At 69.0% G+C, this 21,703-nt stretch carries 19 protein-coding genes; 8 read left to right on the forward strand and 11 right to left on the reverse strand.

The genetic code is table 11. From position 1 onward, the window contains the following. Positions 1–1,560: a xanthine dehydrogenase small subunit gene (xdhA, locus tag WS49_RS16465; protein ID WP_059530470.1), complete on the reverse strand. Its 1,560-nt coding sequence runs from the start codon at positions 1,558–1,560 to the stop codon at positions 1–3. A 349-nt stretch (positions 1,561–1,909) separates the two neighbouring features. Here xdhA and WS49_RS16470 point away from each other — a divergent pair, with 349 nt between their 5' ends. After that, positions 1,910–3,124, forward strand: a complete 1,215-nt coding sequence (locus tag WS49_RS16470) for an MFS transporter (protein ID WP_059530473.1) — start codon at positions 1,910–1,912, stop codon at positions 3,122–3,124. A 112-nt stretch (positions 3,125–3,236) separates the two neighbouring features. Here the strand turns inward: WS49_RS16470 and WS49_RS16475 are convergent, their stop codons facing one another. After that, the gene (locus WS49_RS16475) at positions 3,237–4,127 is read right to left on the reverse strand and encodes a DMT family transporter (protein ID WP_059530477.1); all 891 of its coding nucleotides are present in this window, start codon (positions 4,125–4,127) and stop codon (positions 3,237–3,239) included. Between the two features lie 133 nt (positions 4,128–4,260). Between WS49_RS16475 and WS49_RS16480 the strand changes: the two genes are divergently transcribed. After that, a complete protein-coding gene (locus WS49_RS16480) occupies positions 4,261–5,196 on the forward strand; it encodes an AraC family transcriptional regulator (RefSeq protein WP_059530479.1) in 936 nt (311 codons plus the stop codon). A gap of 72 nt (positions 5,197–5,268) precedes the next feature. Here the strand turns inward: WS49_RS16480 and WS49_RS16485 are convergent, their stop codons facing one another. Together WS49_RS16485 and WS49_RS35045 are read right to left on the reverse strand one after the other, a co-directional pair. Beyond that, positions 5,269–6,480: a pyridoxal-phosphate-dependent aminotransferase family protein gene (locus tag WS49_RS16485; RefSeq protein ID WP_059530482.1), complete on the reverse strand. Its 1,212-nt coding sequence runs from the start codon at positions 6,478–6,480 to the stop codon at positions 5,269–5,271. Positions 6,481–6,866: 386 nt separating this feature from the next. Then, positions 6,867–7,238 (reverse strand): hypothetical protein, encoded by a 372-nt coding sequence (locus WS49_RS35045; RefSeq protein ID WP_156437089.1) that lies wholly within the window; start codon positions 7,236–7,238, stop codon positions 6,867–6,869. On the opposite strand from WS49_RS35045, the gene WS49_RS16490 reads away from it, so the two are divergent. The 5 genes from WS49_RS16490 to WS49_RS16510 all read left to right on the forward strand — a co-directional run bounded on the left by WS49_RS16490 (position 7,237) and on the right by WS49_RS16510 (position 12,877). Beyond that, positions 7,237–8,223: a LysR family transcriptional regulator gene (locus WS49_RS16490; RefSeq protein WP_059530487.1), complete on the forward strand. Its 987-nt coding sequence runs from the start codon at positions 7,237–7,239 to the stop codon at positions 8,221–8,223. The two genes, WS49_RS35045 and WS49_RS16490, sit on opposite strands and share 2 nt — an antisense overlap. Before the next feature lie 30 nt (positions 8,224–8,253). Further along, complete coding sequence (locus tag WS49_RS16495; RefSeq protein ID WP_059530490.1) at positions 8,254–9,252, forward strand: 2-hydroxyacid dehydrogenase; 999 nt, start codon at positions 8,254–8,256, stop codon at positions 9,250–9,252. Between the two features lie 119 nt (positions 9,253–9,371). Continuing rightward, positions 9,372–10,151 carry a 5,6-dimethylbenzimidazole synthase gene (gene bluB, locus WS49_RS16500; RefSeq protein WP_059530566.1) on the forward strand — a complete coding sequence of 260 codons (780 nt, stop codon included), beginning with the start codon at positions 9,372–9,374 and terminating at the stop codon, positions 10,149–10,151. 262 nt (positions 10,152–10,413) lie between these two features. Then, positions 10,414–11,583, forward strand: a complete 1,170-nt coding sequence (locus WS49_RS16505) for an MFS transporter (protein ID WP_059530493.1) — start codon at positions 10,414–10,416, stop codon at positions 11,581–11,583. Positions 11,584–11,716: 133 nt separating this feature from the next. Next, positions 11,717–12,877, forward strand: a complete 1,161-nt coding sequence (locus WS49_RS16510; RefSeq protein WP_059530496.1) for an MFS transporter — start codon at positions 11,717–11,719, stop codon at positions 12,875–12,877. A gap of 157 nt (positions 12,878–13,034) precedes the next feature. Here the strand turns inward: WS49_RS16510 and fahA are convergent, their stop codons facing one another. From fahA to WS49_RS16535, 5 genes are read right to left on the reverse strand one after another with little or no spacing between them, the layout of a single operon-like run. Further along, positions 13,035–14,339, reverse strand: a complete 1,305-nt coding sequence (fahA, locus tag WS49_RS16515) for a fumarylacetoacetase (RefSeq protein ID WP_059530499.1) — start codon at positions 14,337–14,339, stop codon at positions 13,035–13,037. Further along, the gene (hmgA, locus tag WS49_RS16520) at positions 14,336–15,670 is read right to left on the reverse strand and encodes a homogentisate 1,2-dioxygenase (RefSeq protein ID WP_059530502.1); all 1,335 of its coding nucleotides are present in this window, start codon (positions 15,668–15,670) and stop codon (positions 14,336–14,338) included. The genes fahA and hmgA overlap by 4 nt, the downstream gene beginning before the upstream one ends. Before the next feature lie 15 nt (positions 15,671–15,685). Then, positions 15,686–17,047: an MFS transporter gene (locus WS49_RS16525; protein WP_059530505.1), complete on the reverse strand. Its 1,362-nt coding sequence runs from the start codon at positions 17,045–17,047 to the stop codon at positions 15,686–15,688. Next, entirely contained in the window at positions 17,044–17,274 is a 231-nt protein-coding gene (locus WS49_RS16530) for a DUF2783 domain-containing protein (RefSeq protein WP_014897947.1), read from the reverse strand. Before WS49_RS16530 ends, WS49_RS16525 begins: the two co-directional genes overlap by 4 nt. A gap of 29 nt (positions 17,275–17,303) precedes the next feature. Further along, positions 17,304–18,992 (reverse strand): FAD-dependent oxidoreductase, encoded by a 1,689-nt coding sequence (locus WS49_RS16535; RefSeq protein ID WP_059530507.1) that lies wholly within the window; start codon positions 18,990–18,992, stop codon positions 17,304–17,306. Between the two features lie 379 nt (positions 18,993–19,371). On the opposite strand from WS49_RS16535, the gene WS49_RS16540 reads away from it, so the two are divergent. After that, complete coding sequence (locus WS49_RS16540; protein ID WP_059530510.1) at positions 19,372–20,175, forward strand: EAL domain-containing protein; 804 nt, start codon at positions 19,372–19,374, stop codon at positions 20,173–20,175. A gap of 176 nt (positions 20,176–20,351) precedes the next feature. Here the strand turns inward: WS49_RS16540 and WS49_RS16545 are convergent, their stop codons facing one another. After that, positions 20,352–20,762, reverse strand: a complete 411-nt coding sequence (locus WS49_RS16545; protein WP_059530569.1) for a GFA family protein — start codon at positions 20,760–20,762, stop codon at positions 20,352–20,354. A 127-nt stretch (positions 20,763–20,889) separates the two neighbouring features. Then, on the reverse strand, positions 20,890–21,681 hold the full coding sequence (locus WS49_RS16550) for an IclR family transcriptional regulator (protein ID WP_044844103.1): 792 nt from the start codon (positions 21,679–21,681) through the stop codon (positions 20,890–20,892). Positions 21,682–21,703: the final 22 nt, after the last annotated feature.

Raw genomic sequence — 21,703 nt, forward strand, 5'->3', positions numbered from 1 at the left:
TCAGACGCGCGCCGCGTCGTTGGCAACTTCGGCGGCCACTTCACGCACGTTCAGCGCCTGCGGCGGCAGCGGGTCGTGCGGGCGCGTCTCCAGCCAGAATCGGTACATCAGGTTCTTCGCGGTATCGAGGCGATACGCGCTCGTCGCACGCATGTCGGTGAGCGGCTGGTAGTCGCGCTCGAGCGCCTGCATCGCGGCCTGCGCGGTGGCTTCGTGCCATGGCGCGCCGTCGAGCAGGCTTTCCGTGTGCGTCGCGCGCTTCGGCGTCGCGGCCATCCCGCCGAACGCGATGCGCGGCTCGCGGATCAGTTCGCCGTCCGCGATGAACGCGAACGCCGCGCACACCGCCGAAATGTCGGAGTCGAACCGCTTCGACAGCTTGTACGTCCGGAACTGCAGCTTCGCGCGCGCGCCGGTGCGGGTCGGCACCTTCAGGCCGACGACGAATTCGTGCGGCGCCATGTCCTTTTGCTGATAGCCGGTGTAGAGCGCCTCGAGCGGCAGTTCGCGCACCGTGTCGCCGCCGCGCAGCACGACCCGCGCGCCGAGCGCGATCAGGCCCGGCATCGAGTCGCCGATCGGCGAACCGTTCGCGACGTTGCCGCCGATCGTCCCCGCGTTGCGGATCGGCAGCGACGCGAAGCGCTTCCACATTTCGGTCAGTTCGGGATACGTGCCGGCGAGCGCCGCATACCCGTTCTCGACCGTCACGCCCGCGCCGATCTCGATCCAGTCGTCGCCGTGCACGACGTTCTGCAATTCGGCGATCTGGCCGACGTAGATCAGGTCGTCCAGACGGCGCATCTGCTTGGTGACCCACAGGCCGATGTCGGTGCTGCCGGCGAGGATCCGCGCGGCGGGACGCTCGGCCTTGAGCGCGGCCAGCGCGTCGAGCGTGCGCGGTGCCGCGAAGCGCGCGCCGTCGGGCGTCGTGTAGTCGAACGTGTCGTCGCGCTCGAGCGACGCGAGCGTACGAGCGAGCGTGGCCGTGTCGACCGGCGCGGTGGACGCCGGCGCACCTTCGCCGGTCGCATCGAACATCTGCACGGCCGCGTCGACGATCGGACGGTAGCCGGTGCAGCGGCACAGGTTGCCGGTCAGCGCATCGGCGATCTCGGTGCGCGTCGGCACGTCCTTCGCCTTCGCGCACGCGCTGCCGCAGCCTTCGTGGCCATGCTTCTCGTACAGCGCCCACATCGACATCACGAAACCGGGTGTGCAGAACCCGCATTGCGACCCGTGGCAATCGACCATCGCCTGCTGCACCGGATGCAGCGAACCGTCCGGCTGGCGCAGGTCTTCCACCGTCAGCAGCGCCTTGCCGTCGAGCGTCGGCAGGAACTGGATGCAGGCGTTGACGGCCTTGAACGCGACGGTGCCCGCGTCGGTCAGCTCGCCGACGACGACCGTGCACGCACCGCAGTCGCCTTCCGCGCAGCCTTCCTTGGTGCCGGTGCAGTGCGCGTCCTCGCGCAGATACTGCAGCACGGTGCGGGTGACGTCCGCGCCGCTGACTTCGCGGACCGCGTGACGATGGTAGAAGCGGATCGGCTCACTCATGTCTCGTTCGTTCTTCAAGTGGGGGCAAGGCGGCCTGCGCGGGGCGCTCGACCGACGTTTCTCTGACAGTTTGCACGCTATCACCATCAAATTCCGCAACCCATAGCCCATCACGCATGGGGCCCATATAACTGTCGCGATATGGGCATCGAGGCCGCCCGACGGGCGGCGTGCGCCTTGCTCCATCTGGATTCCGGGCTTGCCGGCGCCGCGCCGTCAGCGATTCTTCGGCAACGGAAACGGGGCGCGATTAACTAAATGGTCCCTGCGGGAAAACCGGTTCCATGGGAAAATCCCGATTCCGTTTTTCGCCGTCTTCCGTTCCGTTTCGCCCATTCGATCCGACCCCATGTCCACCGATTCCGCCACATCGCCGCGCAGCGGGTTTGCCGTCACGCTGCAAATCGTGTCCGTCGTCTGCTTCACGTTCATCTGCTACCTGACCATCGGCCTGCCGCTCGCCGTGCTGCCGGGCTTCGTCCACGACGACCTCGGCTTTTCCGCGATCGTCGCGGGCGGCGCGATCAGCGTCCAGTATTTCGCGACGCTCGCGTCGCGCCCGCTCGCCGGGCGCTTCGCCGACACGCTCGGGCCGAAGCAGACGGTGCTGCGCGGGCTGATCGGCTGCGGCGTGTCGGGCGTGCTGCTGCTCGTCGCGCTGCTGCTGGCCCACTGGCCGGTCGCGAGCCTCGTGCTGCTGGTCGCGAGCCGGCTCGTGCTCGGCGTCGGCGAGAGCCTGTGCGGCACCGGCGCGATCCTGTGGGGCATCGGGCGGGTCGGCGTCGCGCACAACGCCAAAGTGATCTCGTGGAACGGCATCGCGACCTACGGCGCGCTCGCGCTCGGCGCGCCGGTCGGCGTCGCGATCGCGCATACGCTGAATCCGGCGCTGATCGGCGTGATCGTGATCGCGCTCGCCGCGACCGGCTTTTATCTCGCACGCCTGATCGATTCCGTGCCGCTCGTGCACGGCGAACGGATGTCGTATGCGAGCGTGTTCACGCGCGTGCTGCCGCACGGCCTCGGTCTCGCGCTCGGCTCCGCCGGCTTCGGCTCGATCGCGACCTTCGTCACGCTGTACTACGCAGCGCGCCACTGGCCGAACGCCGCGCTGTCGCTGACCGTGTTCGGCACGCTGTTCATCGGCGCGCGCCTGCTGTTCGCGAACACGATCAAGACTTACGGCGGCTTCCGCGTCGCGATCGTGTCGTTCGCGTTCGAATGCTCGGGCCTCGTGCTGCTGTGGCTCGCGCCCGTGCCGCACGTCGCGCTCGTCGGCGCCGCGCTGACCGGCTTCGGCTTCGCGCTGATCTTCCCGGCGCTCGGCGTCGAGGCGGTCGCGCTGGTGCCGCCGGCAAGCCGCGGCGCGGCGCTGTCCGCGTATTCGGTGTTCCTCGACCTGTCGCTCGGCATCACGGGCCCGCTCGCAGGCTATGTGGCCGGTGAGTTCGGCTATCCGCAGGTGTTCCTGTTCGCGGCGGTGGCCGCAGCGGCGGGCGTCGCGCTGTCGATGATGCTGTACCAGCGGCAGGCGCGGGTCGCGGGGAGCCGCGCGGCGGCTTGAGCGAGCCGCTCGCCGGCCGGCCAGGCGGCCGCTGCCCTGGCGGCCCAAAGGAAAACGCCCGCATCGCGCGGGCGTTTTTTGTTTCCGGCGGCGACCTCGGCGGCCGCCCCGGTCAGGCCGTGCGCAGGAACAACCGGCGCGTCAGGTCGAACGCGACGAGATTGCCGGCCAGCACGAGCAGCAGCCCGAGCACCGCGAGCGGCGACCACTGATAGCCCTCGAAGACCGTCGACACGGCCAGCGCGACTATCGGGAACAGCACCGTGCAGTACGCGGCGCGCTCGGGCCCGATCCGTCCGACGAGCGTCAGGTAGGCCGTGAACCCGATCACCGAGCCCGGCACGGCCAGATAGAGAAGCGCGCCGAGATAACGCGGACTCGGGTCGATCATGAACGGCAGCCCGGCCACCGCACTGCCGATCGTCAGGATCGCCGCGCCGATCAGCATCGCCCAGCCGTTGGTCGCGAGCGGGTGCAGGCCCATCGACTGCATCCGGCTCGACAGCAGGTTGCCGGCCGAGAAGCACATCGTGCCCGCGAACGCGATCGCGAGGCCCGTCCAGGTCGCGTGATCGTCGAGGTGACCGGCCATCTGCTGCCAGAACAGGCATGCGATGCCGGTCAGCCCGAGCAGCGCGCCGGCGATCGCGGACGGCCGCAGCGGGCGGCCCATGAACAGCCGGCCGTTGATCGAGTTCAGCAGCGGCGCGGTCGAGAAGATCACGGCGACGAGGCCGCTCGGCACGACCTGCTCCGAATAGTAGAAGCACAGGAAATTCAGGCAGAACAGCGCGAAGCCTTGGGCGACGAGGTAGCGCCACGCCTCGCGCGGCGGGCGCACCGGCCGGCGCATCACGCGCAGCAGCGCGAACAGCACGGCGGCCGCGAGCCAGAAGCGCCACGCGATCGACACGGGCGGCGGCACGGCGCCGAGCTGCCATTTGATCGCGATCCAGGTGGTGCCCCAGATCAGCACGGTGACGAAATAAAGCGACAGGTTCATGGCGGCAACGAAGCGGAACGAGTGAAACGGACTCCGACTGTGCCGCCACCCTGCCGGCGCGGATTGTCCGGAATTGCGGTCTTTTTCGGGCGTCCGCACGGCGCGCTTCGCGCGCGCTTATACTCGCCCCATCATGAGTTCGCCCCTGTACGCCCCGCCCGCCGACCACGCGGCCGCCCTTGCCGGCGGTGCGATGCCGTTCGGCCTGCAGTCGGTGTGCCGCACGCTCGCCGAGGCGAACGCGACGCTCGAACGCTTCGCGTGGCTCGGCGACCATCTCGCGATCGCCGAATGGACGCGCATCACCGACGAAAGCGAGACGATCTACGAACAGCCCGGCCACCACACGCTGTCGTGCTATCTCGACGGCGGCTACCGGACGGAGCGCGAACGCGTGCCGCGCTACGGCGCGCCGAGCCTGCTGTGCGCGCTGCCGGGCGACCATGAATCGCGCTGGTGGGTGCGCGGCGAGATGCACTTCATCCACCTGTACTTCCTGCCCGAGCACTTCACGCAGCGCGCGATCCGCGAGCTCGATCGCGAGCCGCGCGAGCTGAAGCTGGCCGACCGCACCTATTTCGAGGATGCGCGCGTCGCGGCGCAGTTCCGTTCGCTCGCGCTCGAACGCTGGGACGATGCCGACGGACGGCTGCGCGTGAACGAAGCCGCGCACGACGTGCTGAGCCTGCTGCTGCGCGGCCAGAGCACGACGCGCACCGATGTGCCGTTCCGCGGCGGGCTCGCGCCGGCCGTGCGCCGCCGCGTGCGCGACTATATCGACAGCTACCTGTCGCAGCCGCTGACGCTCGGCGAACTGGCGAACGTCGCCGCGCTGTCCGAATACCATTTCTCGCGGATGTTCAGGCTGTCGTTCGGCCGCGCGCCGCACGCGTGGGTGGCCGAGCAGCGGCTTGCGCGGGCGCGACTGCTGCTGCGCACGACGACGCTACCGCTCGCGCAGGTCGCGGCCGAATGCGGCTACGCGAACGCCGGCCACTTCAGCCATCGCTTTCGCGACGCGCACGGCACGACGCCGAACGCGTACCGGCGCGCGATGCAGGGCGGCTGAACGCCACGCGCCCCGGCCGTCGACGAGGCGGCTTCGTGCAGCGCACCCGCCTCGCCACTCTCGGCTCTCCGCTTACGTACCGCGCCGCGACAGTTCCTGCTCGAGCGCGGCCACGCCGGCCGGCAGGTCGACCGGCACCTTCAGGTCGTCCATCGTGCGGCCGAACGCATGCAGCGTGCGGAACAGGTTGTGTTCGCGGCACTGTTCGCCCATCTGCCCGATCCGCACGATCGGCAGCCCGAACGAGCCCGAAATCTCGACCTGGTACTGCTTCGAGATATGGCCGCACACCATCCCCGGCGTGAGCCCTTCGGGCGTCTCGATCCCGACCACCGAGTTGAGCCGGCAGTCCTTCGGCGCATAGAGCGTGAGCCCCATCGCCTCGACGCCCGCCTGCAGCGCGAGCGAGCAGCGCAGATGGCGCGCGAAGCGGCTTTCGAGCGTCTCCGCGCAGACGAGCCGCAGCGCCTCGTGCAGCGCGAGCACGCCCGACACCGGCGCCGTGTAGTGGTAGCCCGCGTTGTGCCAGAAGTTCTCCGCGAGCGCCATGTCGAGGCACCAGTGCGCGTTCGGTTCCGGACGCTGCTTCATGCGCTCCCAGGCGGCGTCGGAGAATGCGATCAGCGACACACCGGGGATCGACGACAGCCCCTTCTGGCCGCCCGTGATCACCGCGTCGATGCCCCATGCGTCCATCTCGAGCGGCATCGTCGACAGCGTGCACACCGCGTCGACCACGACCAGCGCGCCGGCCGCCTTCGCGAGCGCGGCGATGTCGCGCAGATCGCGATTCCACACGGTGTTCGACGTCTCGCCCTGCACGATCGTGACGATTTCGGGCCGCTCGCGCGCGATCGCGTCCGCGATTTCGTCGAGGCTCGCGACCGCGCGGTCGGCCACCTCGAGCGTGGCGACGTCGGCGCCGACGCGCGTGGCCATCTCGGCCATCCGCGCGCTGAAGAAGCCGTTGCGGATCGACAGCACGCGCGTGCCGCGCCACGCGAGGTTCGAAATCGCCATCTCCATCGCGGCGGAGCCGGGGCCGGCCACGCCGAGCACCCACTTCGAGCGGGTCTGGAATACGTAGCGCGCCATCTCCTTCACCTGCTCGATGATCTTCGCCATCGTCGCGCCGAGGTGGTTGATCACGATCGTGTTCGCCTTCGCGACGGCGGCCGGGATCGGGACCGGGCCGGCCCCCATCATCAGCAGCGGTTCTTCGGGCAGGATCGCGTCGAGCGGCACGACGACGGGACAGGGAATCGGCGAGTAATCGATGGACATGGCAGGTCAAGGAGGAAGGAAGAAAACGCTCGGACATCGTTCGCCGCACGGCATGGCGAACTGATCGATCATTCCGCGTTCCGCGCCCGCGCGCAAGAGGCACGCGCCGCCGGACAGCGCGACGCTGGCCCGGTCGACGGACCGGGCCAGCCGGCCGCGCCTGCGCCGCATGAGCGGATTTCGTCATGCCGCGGCATTGCCGTGCGGATGCGTAACGGTTCCATCCGCAGTTCGATGTCCGCGATTTTCTCGCGCAGTATGGCGACGCGCTCCGGATGCCCGCGTTCTGCACGATACATGCATCGGCCGGAATACCGGCCATCACGATAAAAATCGCGCGGGATGGAATCGGTCCACGAAAACCGGGCCCGGTAAAAAAACATCCATTATCGCGGCATCAATTGGTGAGCGATTTCACCCATTACCGCGCCGGGCCACACACGATCACGCGTAATGCATTGATTTAAATTGACAATATTCAAACCACCGGCAGTTTCACTCAATTCACTTCCGGCTATCCCCCGCATACACACACGACACTGCCCCGCTAAATCGATACCCGCGATTTCGATTTTACGCAACCCGCCCTTTTTCTCAGGTTGACGGATATCGGTTCTGTAATGAACAATCGTCTGCAGAATCGAAAACCGATTTTTCGATACGGGCCGGAACCCCGGTGTCACGCGACGGTTTTCCAGGTCGCGCAACGAAAAATCACAACCAAAATCAATCAACCGGGCCAGAAATCCGCGAGCCATGAACCAGATTCAGACCATGCGTGTGTTTGTCTGCGTCGCCGAACAGCAGAGCTTCCGGCGCGCGGCGCACCATCTAGGCGTGTCCAATGCGCTCGTCACGCGCTCGATCGCGATGCTCGAGTCTCACCTGAACACGCGGTTGATCCACCGCACCACGCGCAACCTGTCGCTGACCGAGGCCGGCCTGCGCTACCTCGACGGCTGCCGTGCGCTGCTCGAGGAATTCGACCACCTCGAGGCCTCCGTCGCGCATGCTGTGCGCGAGCCCGCCGGCACGCTGCGCGTCGTCGCGTCGGGCCTGCTGTCGCCGCTGGCGCTCACGCCGCTCGTCAGCAGTTTCCGGCATCGCTACCCCGAACTGCGCGTGCAGCTCACCGTCGCCGAAGGGCCGCTCGACGTGCTCGATTCCGGCTACGACGTCGGCATCGCGACGGGCAACCGGCTCGACGGCAACCCGACCCTGATCGGCCACGCACTCGCGCCGAGCCCGTTCGTCGCCTGCGCGGCGCCCGCGTATCTCGAACGCCGCGGCGAGCCGCGCGCACCCGACGACCTGCCGGGCCACGACTGGGTCGCGCTCGCGCCGCACCAGCATGCGCCCGCGTGGCGGCTGGTCGGCCACGACGGCGTCACGCATTCGATCACGGTGCGCCCGACCTGCACGGTCAACCAGTTGGCGCTCGTGCAGGCGGCGGCCGTCGCCGGGTCCGGCATCGCGGTGCTGCCCGAGCCGAGCATCGCCGACGCGCTCGCCGCCGGCACGCTCGTGCGGCTGCTGCCCGCCTACCGGATCGACGACCCGGACGCGCAACTGTCGCTCGTCTACCCGAACCGCCAGTACGTGCCGGCCCGCACGCGCAGCTTCGTCGAGCATGCGCTCGAGCACTTCGGCGCGCAGGGGGCCCGCGAGCGGACCGGTTACGGTTTCCTGCGCACGCCCGATCGCGCCGACATCGTCACCGGTCGGCAGACGGGCCTGCAGTAAACTGCACGCGACAGCCATCGGAGGTGCAGCGTGCGTGTGATCCTGTTCAGCAGCCGGCAGTACGACGACGAATCGTTTACCGCCGCCAACCGGCAATTCGGCTATCGGCTGCACTTCCAGCCGTCGCACCTCGACGCGGAAACCGCGATCCTCGCGCACGGCTACGAGGTCGTGTGTCCGTTCGTCAACGACACCGTCGACGCGGCCGTGCTCGAACGGCTCGCCGACGGCGGCACGCGCCTGATCGCGCTGCGCTCGGCGGGTTTCAACCACGTCGACCTGGCGACCGCCGAGCGGCTCGGCATCGCCGTCGTGCGCGTGCCGGCGTACTCGCCGCATGCGGTTGCCGAACACGCGATCGCGCTGATCCTCGCACTCAACCGCCGGCTGCCGCGCGCGGTCGCACGCACGCGCGAAGGCGACTTCTCGCTGAACGGCCTGCTCGGCTTCGACCTGCACGGCAAGACCGTCGGCGTGATCGGCACCGGCCTGATCGGCAGCGTGTTCGCGAAGATCATGATGGGCTTCGGGATGCACGTGCTCGCGCACTCGATGCCGCCTTACGACGACGAATTGATCGCGTTCGGCGCGCGCTACGTCGAGCTCGACGAGCTGCTGCACCAATCGGACATCGTCAGCCTGCACTGCCCGCTGCTGCCGTCGACGCACCATCTGATCAACGCGCAGACGCTCGCGCGGATGAAGCACGGCGCGATGCTGATCAACACCGGCCGCGGCGGCCTCGTCGACGCGCAGGCGCTGGTCGACGCGCTCAAGAGCGGGCAGCTCGGCCATCTCGGGCTCGACGTGTACGAAGAGGAAAGCGGCCTGTTCTTCGAGGATCACTCCGACCTGCCGCTGCAGGACGACGTCCTCGCGCGCCTGCTGACGTTCCCGAACGTGATCGTCACGTCGCACCAGGCGTTCTTCACGCGCGAGGCGCTCGCCGAGATCGCGCATACGACACTGCTGAACATCGAGGCGTGGCACGCCGGCACGCCGACCAACGTCGTCACGACGGGGCGCTGATCCACGGCGCGCGGCGCACGCGATCCGTCAACGATTCGTCATTTTGTTTTGACTGATGTAACGCCGCGCGGCCGGCGTCTGCTATCGTTGCGCCGACTTCCCCCTTGCTTCTGCCGCTCATGCGTTTCGACGACTCCGCCATTGCCGCGGTCTACCGCGCCATCTTCGAACGGCGCGACATGCGCCACTTCACGCCGGCGCCCGTCGATCCGGCCACGCTCGCGCGGCTCCTGCGCGCCGCGCACCACGCGCCGAGCGTCGGTTTCATGCAGCCGTGGCGCTTCATCCGCATCACCGATCCCGCGCTGCGCACCGCGATCCACGCGCTGGTCGAGGCCGAGCGCCGCGCGACCGCCGACGCGCTCGGCGAGCGGCAGGACGAATTCATGCGGCTGAAGGTCGAAGGCGTGCGCGAATGCGGCGAGTTGCTGGTCGTCGCGCTGACCGACGATCGCGAGCGCCATGTATTCGGCCGCCGCACGCTGCCGGAGATGGACCTCGCGTCCGCCGCCTGCGCGATCCAGAACATGTGGCTCGCCGCGCGCGCCGAAGGGCTCGGGATGGGCTGGGTGTCGCTGTTCGACGTCGACGCGCTGCGCACGCTGCTCGGCATGCCGGCCGGCGCGAAGCCGATCGCCGTGCTGTGCGTCGGGCACGTCGATGCGTTCTATGCGAAGCCGATGCTCGAGGAGGAGCGCTGGGCCGCGCGGATACCGATCGAGGCATGCCTGTTCGAAAACGGGTGGGACGCACCGGCGACGCAAACCGCCGATTGCACGGCAAACGCCGGCACGACAGGCGGATCGTCGCCGTCGTCATCGCCATCGCCGTCGCCCGAGGCAGCCGTACCGGGCGACCGCTCCGACTCGACGCCAGCCGGCGCCCTGCCCGAGCGTTAATCGAACCCGCGGCGCGCGAAAAGCGCCGCTCCACCGGCGTCGCTCCGACCCGAATTTTTCCGCGCCACCGACGTCGGACATCGTCCAATCCCACACTGTGACGCGCTGCGGCTGCTACCGCGTCGCACGCCGGCAACATCCGTTTTGGCCCCGAGCATAGGGGTTTTCACTGAAGTAGAATCGCGGCTGATGTCCCCCCGCCCCGCCCGCCGCGCGCATCCCGCGCCGGCCTCGGGCCGCGGCCTTTCCGTAGCCCACCGCGATGCCATTACCTCTTTTCGCCCTTGCCGTCGCCGCATTTGGAATCGGTACCACCGAGTTCGTGATCATGGGGCTGCTGCCCAACGTCGCCCGCGACCTCGGCGTGTCGATCCCGGCCGCCGGGATGCTCGTGTCGGGCTACGCGCTCGGCGTGACGATCGGCGCGCCGATCCTCGCGATCGTCACCGCGAGAATGCCGCGCAAGCGCGCGCTGATGGGCCTGATCGGGCTGTTCATCGCGGGCAACCTGTTCTGCGCGATCGCGCCCGGCTACGCGGTGCTGATGGCCGCGCGCGTCGTCACCGCGTTCTGCCACGGGGCGTTCTTCGGGATCGGTTCGGTGGTCGCGAGCAACCTCGTCGCGCCGAACCGGCGCGCGCAGGCGATCGCGCTGATGTTCACCGGCCTCACGCTCGCGAACGTGCTCGGCGTGCCGCTCGGCACCGCGCTCGGTCAGGCCTGGGGCTGGCGCGCGACGTTCTGGGCGGTCACCGGCATCGGCATCGCCGCGGCCGCCGCGCTCGCGGTGTGCCTGCCAAGGAACCTCGCGATGCCCGACACCAGCATCACGCGAGAATTCAGCGTGCTGAAGCATCCGCAGGTGCTGATGGTGCTTGGCATCAGCGTGCTGGCGTCCGCGAGCCTGTTCAGCGTGTTCACGTACATCACGCCGATCCTCGAGGACGTGACGGGCTTCTCGCCGCGCCAGGTCACCTATGTGCTGCTGTTGTTCGGTCTCGGCCTGACGGTCGGCGGCACGCTCGGCGGCAAGCTCGCCGACTGGCGCCGGATGCCGTCGCTGATCGCGACGCTCGCGCTGATCGGCATCGTCCTCGCGCTGTTCGCGGGCACGATGCACCTGCCGTTCGCGGCGCTCGCGACGATCTTCGTGTGGGGCATCCTCGCGTTCGCGATCGTGCCGCCGCTGCAGATCCTGATCGTCGATCGCGCGAGCGACGCGCCGAACCTCGCGTCGACGCTGAACCAGGGCGCGTTCAACCTCGGCAACGCGACGGGCGCCTGGCTCGGCGGGATGGCGATCGGCTCCGGCGTGTCGCTCGTGAACCTGCCGTGGGTCGGTGCCGCGATGGCGGTCGCCGCGCTCGCGCTCACGCTGTGGTCGGCGTCGCTCGAGCGCCGTCCGGTGAGCGGGCCGACCGGATACGTGTGACGCGCGCGCAGCGGCGATGCGTGTCGGTGCGGCGGCCGGGCCGCGTGCCGCAGCGTTCGTTGCGCGCGCAACGCCATGCGAACCTGATGGCCTTCATGGACCTTTCAGGGTCCGCGGTGTAGCATCGCGGCCGATGAAAGCCATTCTCAATCGTGATTTCCTCGCGCTGATCCTGAGCGTCGCGGTCGTCGGTCTCGGCACCGGCGCGACGATGCCGCTCACCGCGCTCGCCCTGACCGAAGCCGGACACGGCACCAACGTCGTCGGCATGCTGACGGCCGCGCAGGCCCTGGGTGGCCTCGCGATCGTCCCGTTCGTCACCGCGCTCGCGCGGCGCATCGGCTCGCGCCGCGCGATCGTCGTGTCGGTCGTGCTGCTCGCGACGGCCACGGCGCTGATGCAGTTCACGTCGAACCTGATCGTATGGGGCGTGCTGCGCGTGCTGTGCGGTGCGGCGCTGATGCTGCTGTTCACGATCGGCGAGGCATGGGTCAACCAGCTCGCCGACGATTCGACGCGCGGCCGCGTGGTCGCGATCTACGCGACCAACTTCACGCTGTTCCAGATGGCGGGCCCCGTGCTCGTCAGCCAGATCGCCGGCGCGACGAGCATCCGCTTCGCGCTGTGCGGCGCATTGTTCCTGCTCGCGCTGCCGACGCTCGCGACGATCCGTCGCGCGCCGCTCGCCGGCGACGACGCGCATCACGCAGCGCACGACAGCTGGCTCGCCGTGCTGCCGCGCATGCCCGCGCTGATCATCGGCACCGGCTTCTTCGCGCTGTTCGATACGCTCGCGCTGTCGCTGCTGCCGCTCTATGCGATGGATCACGGCGTCGCGAGCGCGACCGCCGTGCTGCTCGCGTCGATCATGCTGTTCGGCGATACCGCGATGCAGTTCCCGATCGGCTGGCTCGCGGACAAGCTCGGCCGCGAACGCGTGCACCTCGGCGCCGGATGGATCGTGCTCGCGGGCCTGCCGCTGCTGCCGTTCGTGATCGCGAACCCGTGGCTGTGCTGGCCGTTGCTGTTCGTGCTGGGCGCGGCGGCAGGCAGCATCTACACGCTGTCGCTCGTCGCATGCGGCGAACGCTTTCGCGGCGCGGCGCTCGTCACCGCGAGCTCGCTCGTGTCGGCATCGTGGAGCGCCGCGAGCTTCGGCGGTCCGCTGGTCGCCGGCGCGTTGATGGAGCAACTGGGCAGCAACGCGCTGATCGGCGTGCTGGTCGTCTGCGTCGCCGCGTTCGTCGCGGCCGCGCTGTGGGAACGACGCGTCGCGTTGCAGCGCGCGGTCTGACGCCGACGCAGATGTCGGCGCCGACGCTCGTGCGCGGCGTCACGCACCGGCGCTTGCGTACCGCCGCCCGCCACCCGCCGCCGAAATGAAAACGGCCCGCGCAATGCGGGCCGCCCTCGCCTTCCGGACTACGCGTAACGAGTCGCGGTGCAGTCCGTCATACGCTGCGCGCCGGCAGGATCTTGCCGGCACATGCGCCGAAACCGACACGATAGCCGTCGCCCTGGCACCAGCCCGCGAGCGTGAGCTCGTCGCCGTCCTCGATGAACGCGCGGCTGCCGCCACCGTTCAGCGCGAGCGGCTCCTTGCCGTTCCACGTCAGTTCGAGCAGGCTGCCGAACGAGTCCTTCGTCGGCCCGCTGATCGTGCCCGATCCCATCAGGTCGCCGACGCGCGTGTTGCAGCCCGCGACCGTGTGATGCGCGAGCTGCTGCGCCATCGTCCAGTACATGTGCTTGAAGTTGGTGCGGCAGATCGACGTCGCTTCGGCGGCACCCTCCGCGCGCAGCGTCACTTCGAGCGCGATGTCGAACGCATGCTTGCCCGCGTGCCGCAGATACGCGAGCGGCTGCGGCGACTGTTCGGGCTGCTCGACGCGAAACGGTTCGAGCGCGTCGAGCGTGACGATCCACGGCGAGATCGTCGTCGCGAAGGTCTTCGCATTGAACGGGCCGAGCGGCACGTATTCCCACTGCTGGATGTCGCGCGCGCTCCAGTCGTTCAGCAGCACCATCCCGAAGATATGCGCTTCGGCATCCTCGCAGGCGATCGGCTCGCCGAGCGCGTTGCCGCGGCCGACGATGAAGCCCGTCTCCAGCTCGATGTCGAGCTTGCGGCATGCGCCGAACACTGGACGTTCCTGGTCGGGCAGCTTCAATTGGCCGTTCGGGCGCCGCACCGGCGTGCCGCTCACGACCACCGACGACGCGCGGCCGTTGTAGCCGATCGGCATCTCCGACCAGTTCGGCAGCAGTGCATTCTTCGGATCGCGAAACATTGATCCGACGTTGGTCGCATGCTCTTTCGACGAATAGAAATCGGTATAGCCGGGAATGTCGACCGGCAGGTGCAGCGTCGCGTCGCGCTGCGCGACGAGCACGTTCGCGCGCAGCGCGGCGTCATCGCGCAGCCGCGCGTCGTCGCGCGAGAACAGGTTCGACAGCTGCACGCGCACGCTGCGCCATGCGTCGCGGCCGAGCGCGATGAACGGGTTGAGCGTCGGCGCGGCGAAGACGTCGGCGCCGGCCGGCAGCGTCACGAGGCCCGCACGCGCGAGCGCGGCGAGGTCTACGATCTGGTCGCCGAGCGCGACGCCCGCGCGGCGCGCCGGTTGCTTCGCATCGCTGAATATCCCGAACGGCAGGTTCTGGATCGGGAAATCGCAGGCGGGATCGTTCGCCGTCTCGACCCAGCTCTTGCGGGCCGGGTCGAGCGTCGCGCGCCAGTCTTGGGTATCGCTCATCGTTGCTCCGGATTGAAGTGTTTCTTGATGCCTTGCCAGCATTCGAAGTAGTCGGCCTGCAGCTGCGCGGTGTCGAGCGCATAGCGCGTCGGCCGGATCAGCGTGCGGGTCTCGAACATGAACGCCATCGTCGCGTCGACCTTGTGCGGCTTCGTCGTGTCGCTCGCCGACGCCTTCTCGAACGTGTCCGCATCCGGCCCGTGGCCCGACATGCAGTTGTGCAGGCTCGCGCCGCCCGGCACGAAGCCTTCGGCCTTCGCGTCGTACGCGCCGTGCACGAGCCCCATGAACTCGCTCGCGACGTTGCGGTGGAACCACGGCGGGCGGAACGTATCCTCGGCCGCGAGCCAGCGCGGCGGGAAGATCACGAAGTCGATCGAGTCGACGCCCGGCGTGTCGCTCGGCGACTGCAGCACGAGGAAGATCGACGGATCGGGATGGTCGAAGCTGATCGAGCCGATCGTGTTGAACAGGCGCAGGTCGTATTTGTACGGCGCGTAGTTGCCGTGCCACGCGACGACGTCGAACGGCGAATGTCCGATGTCCGCGCGCCACAGGCGCCCGTTCAGCTTCGCGACCAGCTCGAACGCGCCCTCGCGATCCTCGTACGCGGCCTGCGGCGTGAGGAAATCGCGCGGGTTCGCGAGCCCGTTCGAGCCGATGGGGCCGAGGTCCGGCAGGCGCAGCAGCGCGCCGAAGTTCTCGCAGATGTAACCGCGCGCATCGCCGTCCGGCAGCGCGACGGAAAAACGCACGCCGCGCGGGATCACCGCGATCTCGAACGGCTCGACGTCGAGCTGGCCGAATTCGGTCGCGATGAAGAGCCGCCCCTGCTGCGGCACGATCAGCAGTTCGCCGTCGGCGCTGTAGAAGAAGCGATCCTGCATCGAGCGGTTCGCGGCGTACAGGTGGATCGCGCAGCCGTTCATCGCGGCCGCCGAGCCGTTGCCGGCCATCGTCACGAGCCCTTCGACGAAATCGGTCGGCTCGATCGGCATCGGCAGCGGATCCCAGCGCAGCTGGTTCGGCGGCGTCGGCGGCACGTCGGCCGAGTCGCCGAATTCCGACACGAGCCGCTGCGTGCCCGTGAACGGCTCGAACGGCCGGTGCACGGCCGCCGGCCGGATCCGGTACAGCCACGAGCGGCGGTTGTGGCTGCGCGGCGCGGTAAACGCCGTGCCCGACAACTGCTCCGCATACAGGCCGTACGGCGCGCGCTGCGGCGAGTTGCGGCCGTGCGGCAGCGCGCCGGGCAGCGCCTCGGTCGCGAATTCGTTCGCGAAACCGCTCAGGTAGCCGGCTCGCGCCGGTTTCGACAGGTCAAGCGTCATCGTTTCCTTTCTCCATCAATTCATGGCGGCGTTCGGCGCCTGCGCGCCGCTGCGCCGCGTTACGCCGGCCAGTCCCAGCACGAACAGCGCCGAGCACAGCACGGGCACCGCGGCCGCGTGGAACAGCGCGCCGTTGGTCCAGTTCAGCGCAATCAGTTGTCCGCCGACGAGCGGCCCGAGCACCGAGCCGATCCGGCCGATGCCGAGGCTCCAGCCGATGCCGGTCGAGCGCAGCGACGTCGGGTAATACTGGCCCGCGAGCGCATTCACGGCCGGCTGCCCGCCGACCACGCAGAATCCGCCCGCGAACACGACGATCAGCAGCCACGGCAGCGCATGCGCGACCGAGCCGATCAGCCCGACCGAGACGGCCGCGCACGCGAAACACGCGAACAGCACGCGCACGAAGCCGTAGCGTTCGATGAACCAGCCGAGCGACAGCGTGCCGATCACGCCGCCCGTCTGCAGCACCGTGCCGACGATCACCGCCGTGCCCGGCGAATAGCCCGCGTCGCGCATCACGGTCGGCAGCCAGTTCGACAGGAAGTACAGGTCGATCAGGTTCATGAAGCTGATGGCCCACAGCAGCAGCGTGACCGGCAGGCGGCCATGGCGGAACAGCTCCGCGACCGGCGCGCCGCTCGCCGCGCGCTCGCGCACGACGAGGCGCGTGCTCGCGTCGATGCCGGCCTGCGGCGCGAAGCGCGCGAGCCAGGCGCGTGCCTGCGCGTCGCGCCCTCTCAGCACCAGGAACTGCAGCGACTCGGGCAGCCGCGCGAACATCGCGAGCGTCAGCACGAGCGGCACCGCGCCGCCGACGAAGAACACCGAGCGCCAGCCGAGCGCCGGAATCAGCGCGGCGCTGATGAAGCCGCCGATCGCGGCGCCGAGCGTGAAGCCGCACGACACGATCATCATCCGCTTCACGCGATGCGCGGCCGGGCTGAATTCGCCGACCAGCGCCATCGCGTTCGGCATGATGCAGCCGAGGCCGAGGCCCGTGACGAAGCGCAGCGCCATCAGCACCGGGATCGAACCCGCGAACGGCGTCGCGAGCATCGTCACCGCGAAGAACAGCGTCGAGCCGATCAGCACCGGGCGCCGCCCGATCCGGTCGGCCAGCACCGACAGCCCGAGCGCGCCGAGCAGCATCCCGAACAGGCTCGCGCTGAACACCGGCCCGAGCGCCTGCTTCGGCACGCCCCATTCGGCGATCACGCTGGGCGCGACATACCCCATCGCCTGCGCATCGAAGCCGTCGATCACGAGACACAGCCCGCACAACGCGAGCAGCATCCAGTGAAAGCCCGGGCGATGGGTCTCGTCGATCACGCGCTCGACTTCGAGCACACGCGCGTCGGCTGGCGCCGCACTCATTGCGCCACCTCGGCGGCCGGATGCACGGGCGGCGTCACGCCCTGACGCGCGAGCGCCATCGCTTCGCGCAGCACGTCGGCATCGCCGATCTGGTTCGCGAGCAGCAGGATCAGCTTCGCGTTGACGAGCTGGCTGTCGGCGTCGGACAGATCGCGATGCATGTCGATCAGCGCTTCGTAGAACGCGTCCGGATCGGCCAGGCGCGGGCGGGTGTCGAGTCGGGGCATGACGGGGGTCTCCGGTATCGTTGTCGTGTTCAATGCGATGTTCCGCGCGCGCAGGTCGCGCGCGCCAGCGCGTCGGCGATCGCCTGGCGCTCGAGCGTGCGCATCCGCGCGCAGACGTGCTGGTCGGGGCGCAGCAGATAGAACGTGCCGGGCTTCGCGTCGTAGCGTTGCGCGGCGAGACCGTCGACGTCCTCCACGACGTCGACGCCGGCCACCGGTTGCGCGTGCCCGGCCGGCACGACCAGCACCGGCCGCACCGGCAGCGCCAGGCCGTCGAGCGCCTGCGCGAGCGCGGCGGCGTCGCCCGGCAGCCCGAACAGCACGCCCGCGAAACCGTCGTCCAGATGCCGCAGCAGCCAACCCGACGTGCCGTGCGCGCGCACCGGCGCATCGGCCGCCGCCGCGCCCGGCCGCATCGCGCACGCGAACGTGTCGCCGCTGCGATCCGGCGTGTTCAGCGGCGAATCGGCCAGCACGGCCGGCACCGACAGGCGGCCGCTGTTCACGAGCTTGCGCGCGAACTCGCAGTCGCGCGCAAGCTTCAGCGTCGCGTCGCGGAACACGCGCGATACCGCGCTCTTCGGCGTGATGAAGTCGGTCGAGCGCGTCGAGTTGCGAATGTTCTCGTCGGCGGCGAACTCGCGCTCGCTCGCGTAGGTGTCGAGCAGGCGGTCGGCCGCGCGGCCGTCGAGCACGAGCTTCAGCTTCCACGCGAGGTTGTCCGCGTCCTGCACGCCGCTGTTCGCGCCGCGCGCGCCGAACGGCGACACGCCGTGCGCGGAATCGCCCGCGAACAGCACGCGGCCATGACGGAACGTATCCATCCGCTGGCAGCGGAACGTGTAGACGCTCACCCATTCCAGCTCGAACTCGACATCCGGCCCGAGCAGCGCGCGCACGCGCGGGATCACGCGCTCCGGCTGCTTCTCAGCGACCGGATCGGCGTCCCAGCCGAGCTGGAAGTCGATGCGCCACACGTTGTCGGGCTGGCGATGCAGCAGCACCGACTGGTTGCGGTGGAACGGCGGATCGAACCAGAACCAGCGCTCGGTCGGGAATTCCGCCTTCATCTTCACGTCGGCGATCAGGAAGCGGTCCTTGAACGTGCGGCCGCGGCTCTCGAGGCCCATTGCCGCGCGCATCGGGCTGCGCGAGCCGTCGGCCGCGATCACGTACTGCGCGCGCAGCGTCTCGATGCCTTCCGGCGTCTCGATGGTGAGCGTGGCGTGTTCCGCCGATTGCGCGACGCCCGTCACCTTGTGCTTCCAGCGGATGTCGATGTTCGGCAGCGCGAACGCGCGCTCGGCCAGATAGCCTTCGACGTAGTACTGCTGCAGGTTGATGAATGCGGGACGCGCATGCCCCTCCTCCGGCAGCAGGTCGAACGCATACAACTGCTCGTCCTGCAGGAACACCTTGCCGACGTGCCAGCTCACGCCCTTGTCGACGAAACGCTCGCCGCAGCCGAGCCGGTCGAAGATCTCGAGCGTGCGCTTCGCGAAGCAGATCGCGCGCGAGCCCGTCGACAGCGTGTCGTCGTCGTCGAGCAGCACGACCGGCACGCCCTGCTGCGCGAGGTCGATCGCGGCCGACAGGCCCACCGGGCCCGCGCCGACCACCACCACCGGGTGGATGGCGGCGTCATCGCCGGCGGCCCGCGTCGCGCGCGGCCGGTAGTCGAACTTCAGCGTCTGGTAATCGATGCTCATGGTCGCCATCCGCTCCTCAGCCCTGCCGTCCGCGCGCCGACGCGCGCTGCGTCGTCCCGCTCATGCCCGTTGCCCGCCACTGCCGCGGCCCGCCCTGCCTCGCCCACTTGCTGTCAACCGCCACGTCTCGCTCCTTGCTTCCTGTTGATTCGATTCGGGAATCGGCGCCGCTCCGGGCGCCCGAACGCCGCTTTTCTTGATCGGCGACAAATCTTTGGATTTACGAATAGTAAAACCAATTACGAATAGTGAAATCAACGTAAACCCTAGCCATCCGCGCGGGAACGGGATAACCATATGAGCGAAACGCCAAGCCGAGCCGGACGGGCGCTGCTAATATCAAGGCATGAGGCGGCCGTTTCGGCCGCCATTTTTCCTTCCTACGCCGATGATTCCGCCCAACATTCCCGAGCTGGTCGTCCGTGCCGGGCAATTGCCTTATCTGCGGGAACACCTCGCGCTTGCAGCGGGCGGCACCGCATGCGCGAACCTGCCGGAGCGCACGCTCGCGAGCGCCTATGAACCGATCTACGACGTGACGATGCCCGGCGCGCCGCAGTCGACGTCGTTCGCCGACGCGATCGAGCGCTACGGCGACGAACTCGGCTTCCAGGCCGTCACGCTGGTCACCGGCGCGCCGCACGATCCGGTCGACTCGGCCGTCGACGATCAGACGCTCGTCGCGATCGACCGGCTGTCTCGCGCGCTGCACGCGATCAACTTCTTCGGCGCGCAACGCCACGGGCTGCTGTTCCTGCGCGTGCACGAACGGCTGCTGAAAAGCGTGAAGTACGACCACGGCAAGCATTTCTCGTCGGTGCTGCAGCGCTTCGGGCTGCCGACCGAGCGGATCGTGATCGAGCTGCCGGCGGTCGCGGTCGCGCACAAGACCTTCCTCGGCTACCTGACGCGCAGCTACCAGCATCACGGTTTCAAGGTCGCCGACAAGCTGCCCGACCCGGGCCGGATCCTCGCGGTCGAATCGGAGATGGCGCGGCCCGACTACATCAAGATGGATGCGGGCATCGCGCTGCGCGACGGGATGGTGAAGGCGCTGGTCGCGTATGCGCAGCGCGTGCGGATTCCGCTGATTTTCGACGGCGTCGTCGACGAGACGCAGTGCGAGCTGCTGCGCCAGCACGACGTGCGGTTCATGCAGGGGCCGGTGTTCTCGAAGGTCGTCCCGGCCTGAGCGGGTGGATGGCCGGCCCGCGCGGGGCGCGGCACTACGGATGGCGGAATCCGCTGTCGGTACTGCGTCGGGAATCGGGGGCGGCGTGCATCGTCGCCCGATAATGGCCGGTTCCTGTTCCGTTCATGCGTGAAAAGTCGAACGCGCGTGTGCGCGGATTCGACGCCGGCACGTCGCTAGACCCTTCCGCCATCGTCGAATTTCGGCAGATCGTCGTCGATCTCGATGCCCGGGAAGCGATCCCCGTACCAAACGTGCCACGCGGGACGCAGCCGCGCCGGCTCGTCGAGCGTTGCATAGTTGATTTCCACGGTCGTCGGCGCATCGGCCAACCGGTACTCCAACTGCGCGCCGCAGCGGCCGCAAAAGCGCCGCTCGCCCCACGCGCTCGACGCATAGACCGTCGGCTCGCCCTGCAGGTATTCGAACGCGTCGAGCGGCACCGATGCCGACGCGACGACCGCCGCCCCCGTCGTGCGCTGACAGAGCCGGCAATGGCAGAAGCCTGCGTCGGCCGGAATGCCGGCGATCCGGTAGCGGATCGCCCCGCATGCGCAACCGCCTTCCATGGTTTCCGGGTGGGACATCGCGAACCTCGTCATCGTCGGGGAACCGGTGGATGATGATGAGCGCGCCTCGCGCGCGGCGCAATCGGCAGCGGCGGCCGCGCTGGTGCCCGGCCGGCCCGGCGACGCGCCGCGCGCGGCGCCCGTTTCAGACCGTCTGCCCGAGCCGCTGCGCGAGCGCCTTCAGCTTCGGCCCCACCTGCGTGCGGAACACGTCCTCGTCCATCGACGACGCAGGCCCGCTGCAGCTCAGGATCAGCCAGCGCCCCTCGCGCGGTTCGCGAAACGGCACGGCAGCCGCGTTCACGTCCATGTGCCACGCGCGGAACGAATAGCAGCACCCGCCCGCGGAGAACTCGGCCACCGCGTCCTGCGCGGCCGCGACGAGCGCATCCGCGTCGGCCGCGCCGCCGGCCGCCCGGTGCAGATCCGCATAGAGCGCGCGGCGCACGTCCTCCGGCTGCACGGCCAGATACGCGCGGCCCATCGAACTCGTCAGCATCGACAGCCGCGAGCCGGGCGCAAGCCCGAGCGTCAGCGCGGTTTCGCTGCGGATCGTCTCCAGATAGATCATGTCGAGCCCGTCGCGGCAGCCGAGCGACACGGCCGCGCCGATCTCGCGTGCGAGCGCCTGCATGTGCGGCCGGGCGAGATCGAGCGTCCCCGAGCCGGACAGCAGCGCGTAGCCAAGCGACAGCACGCCGGCGTCGAGCGCATACTTTCCGAGCGTCTCGTCGTAGCGCAGATAGCCGAGCACGGTCAGCGTATAGGCGAGCCGGTTCACCGTCGCCTTGGGCAGCCCGGTGCGCTCCGCGAAGTCGCGATTGCCGAGCATCGTCTCGCCGGGCCGGAATGCGCGCAGCAGGTCGAGCCCGCGCGCGAGCGCAACGACGAACTTGCGTTCGTCGATCGTGGTTTCGTCGATGGTTGAAAGCGTCATGTGATGCTACACTGGGTTCGTT

The sequence above is a fragment of the Burkholderia sp. RF7-non_BP4 genome, assembly GCF_001521935.1.
GTDB lineage: Bacteria > Pseudomonadota > Gammaproteobacteria > Burkholderiales > Burkholderiaceae > Burkholderia > Burkholderia diffusa.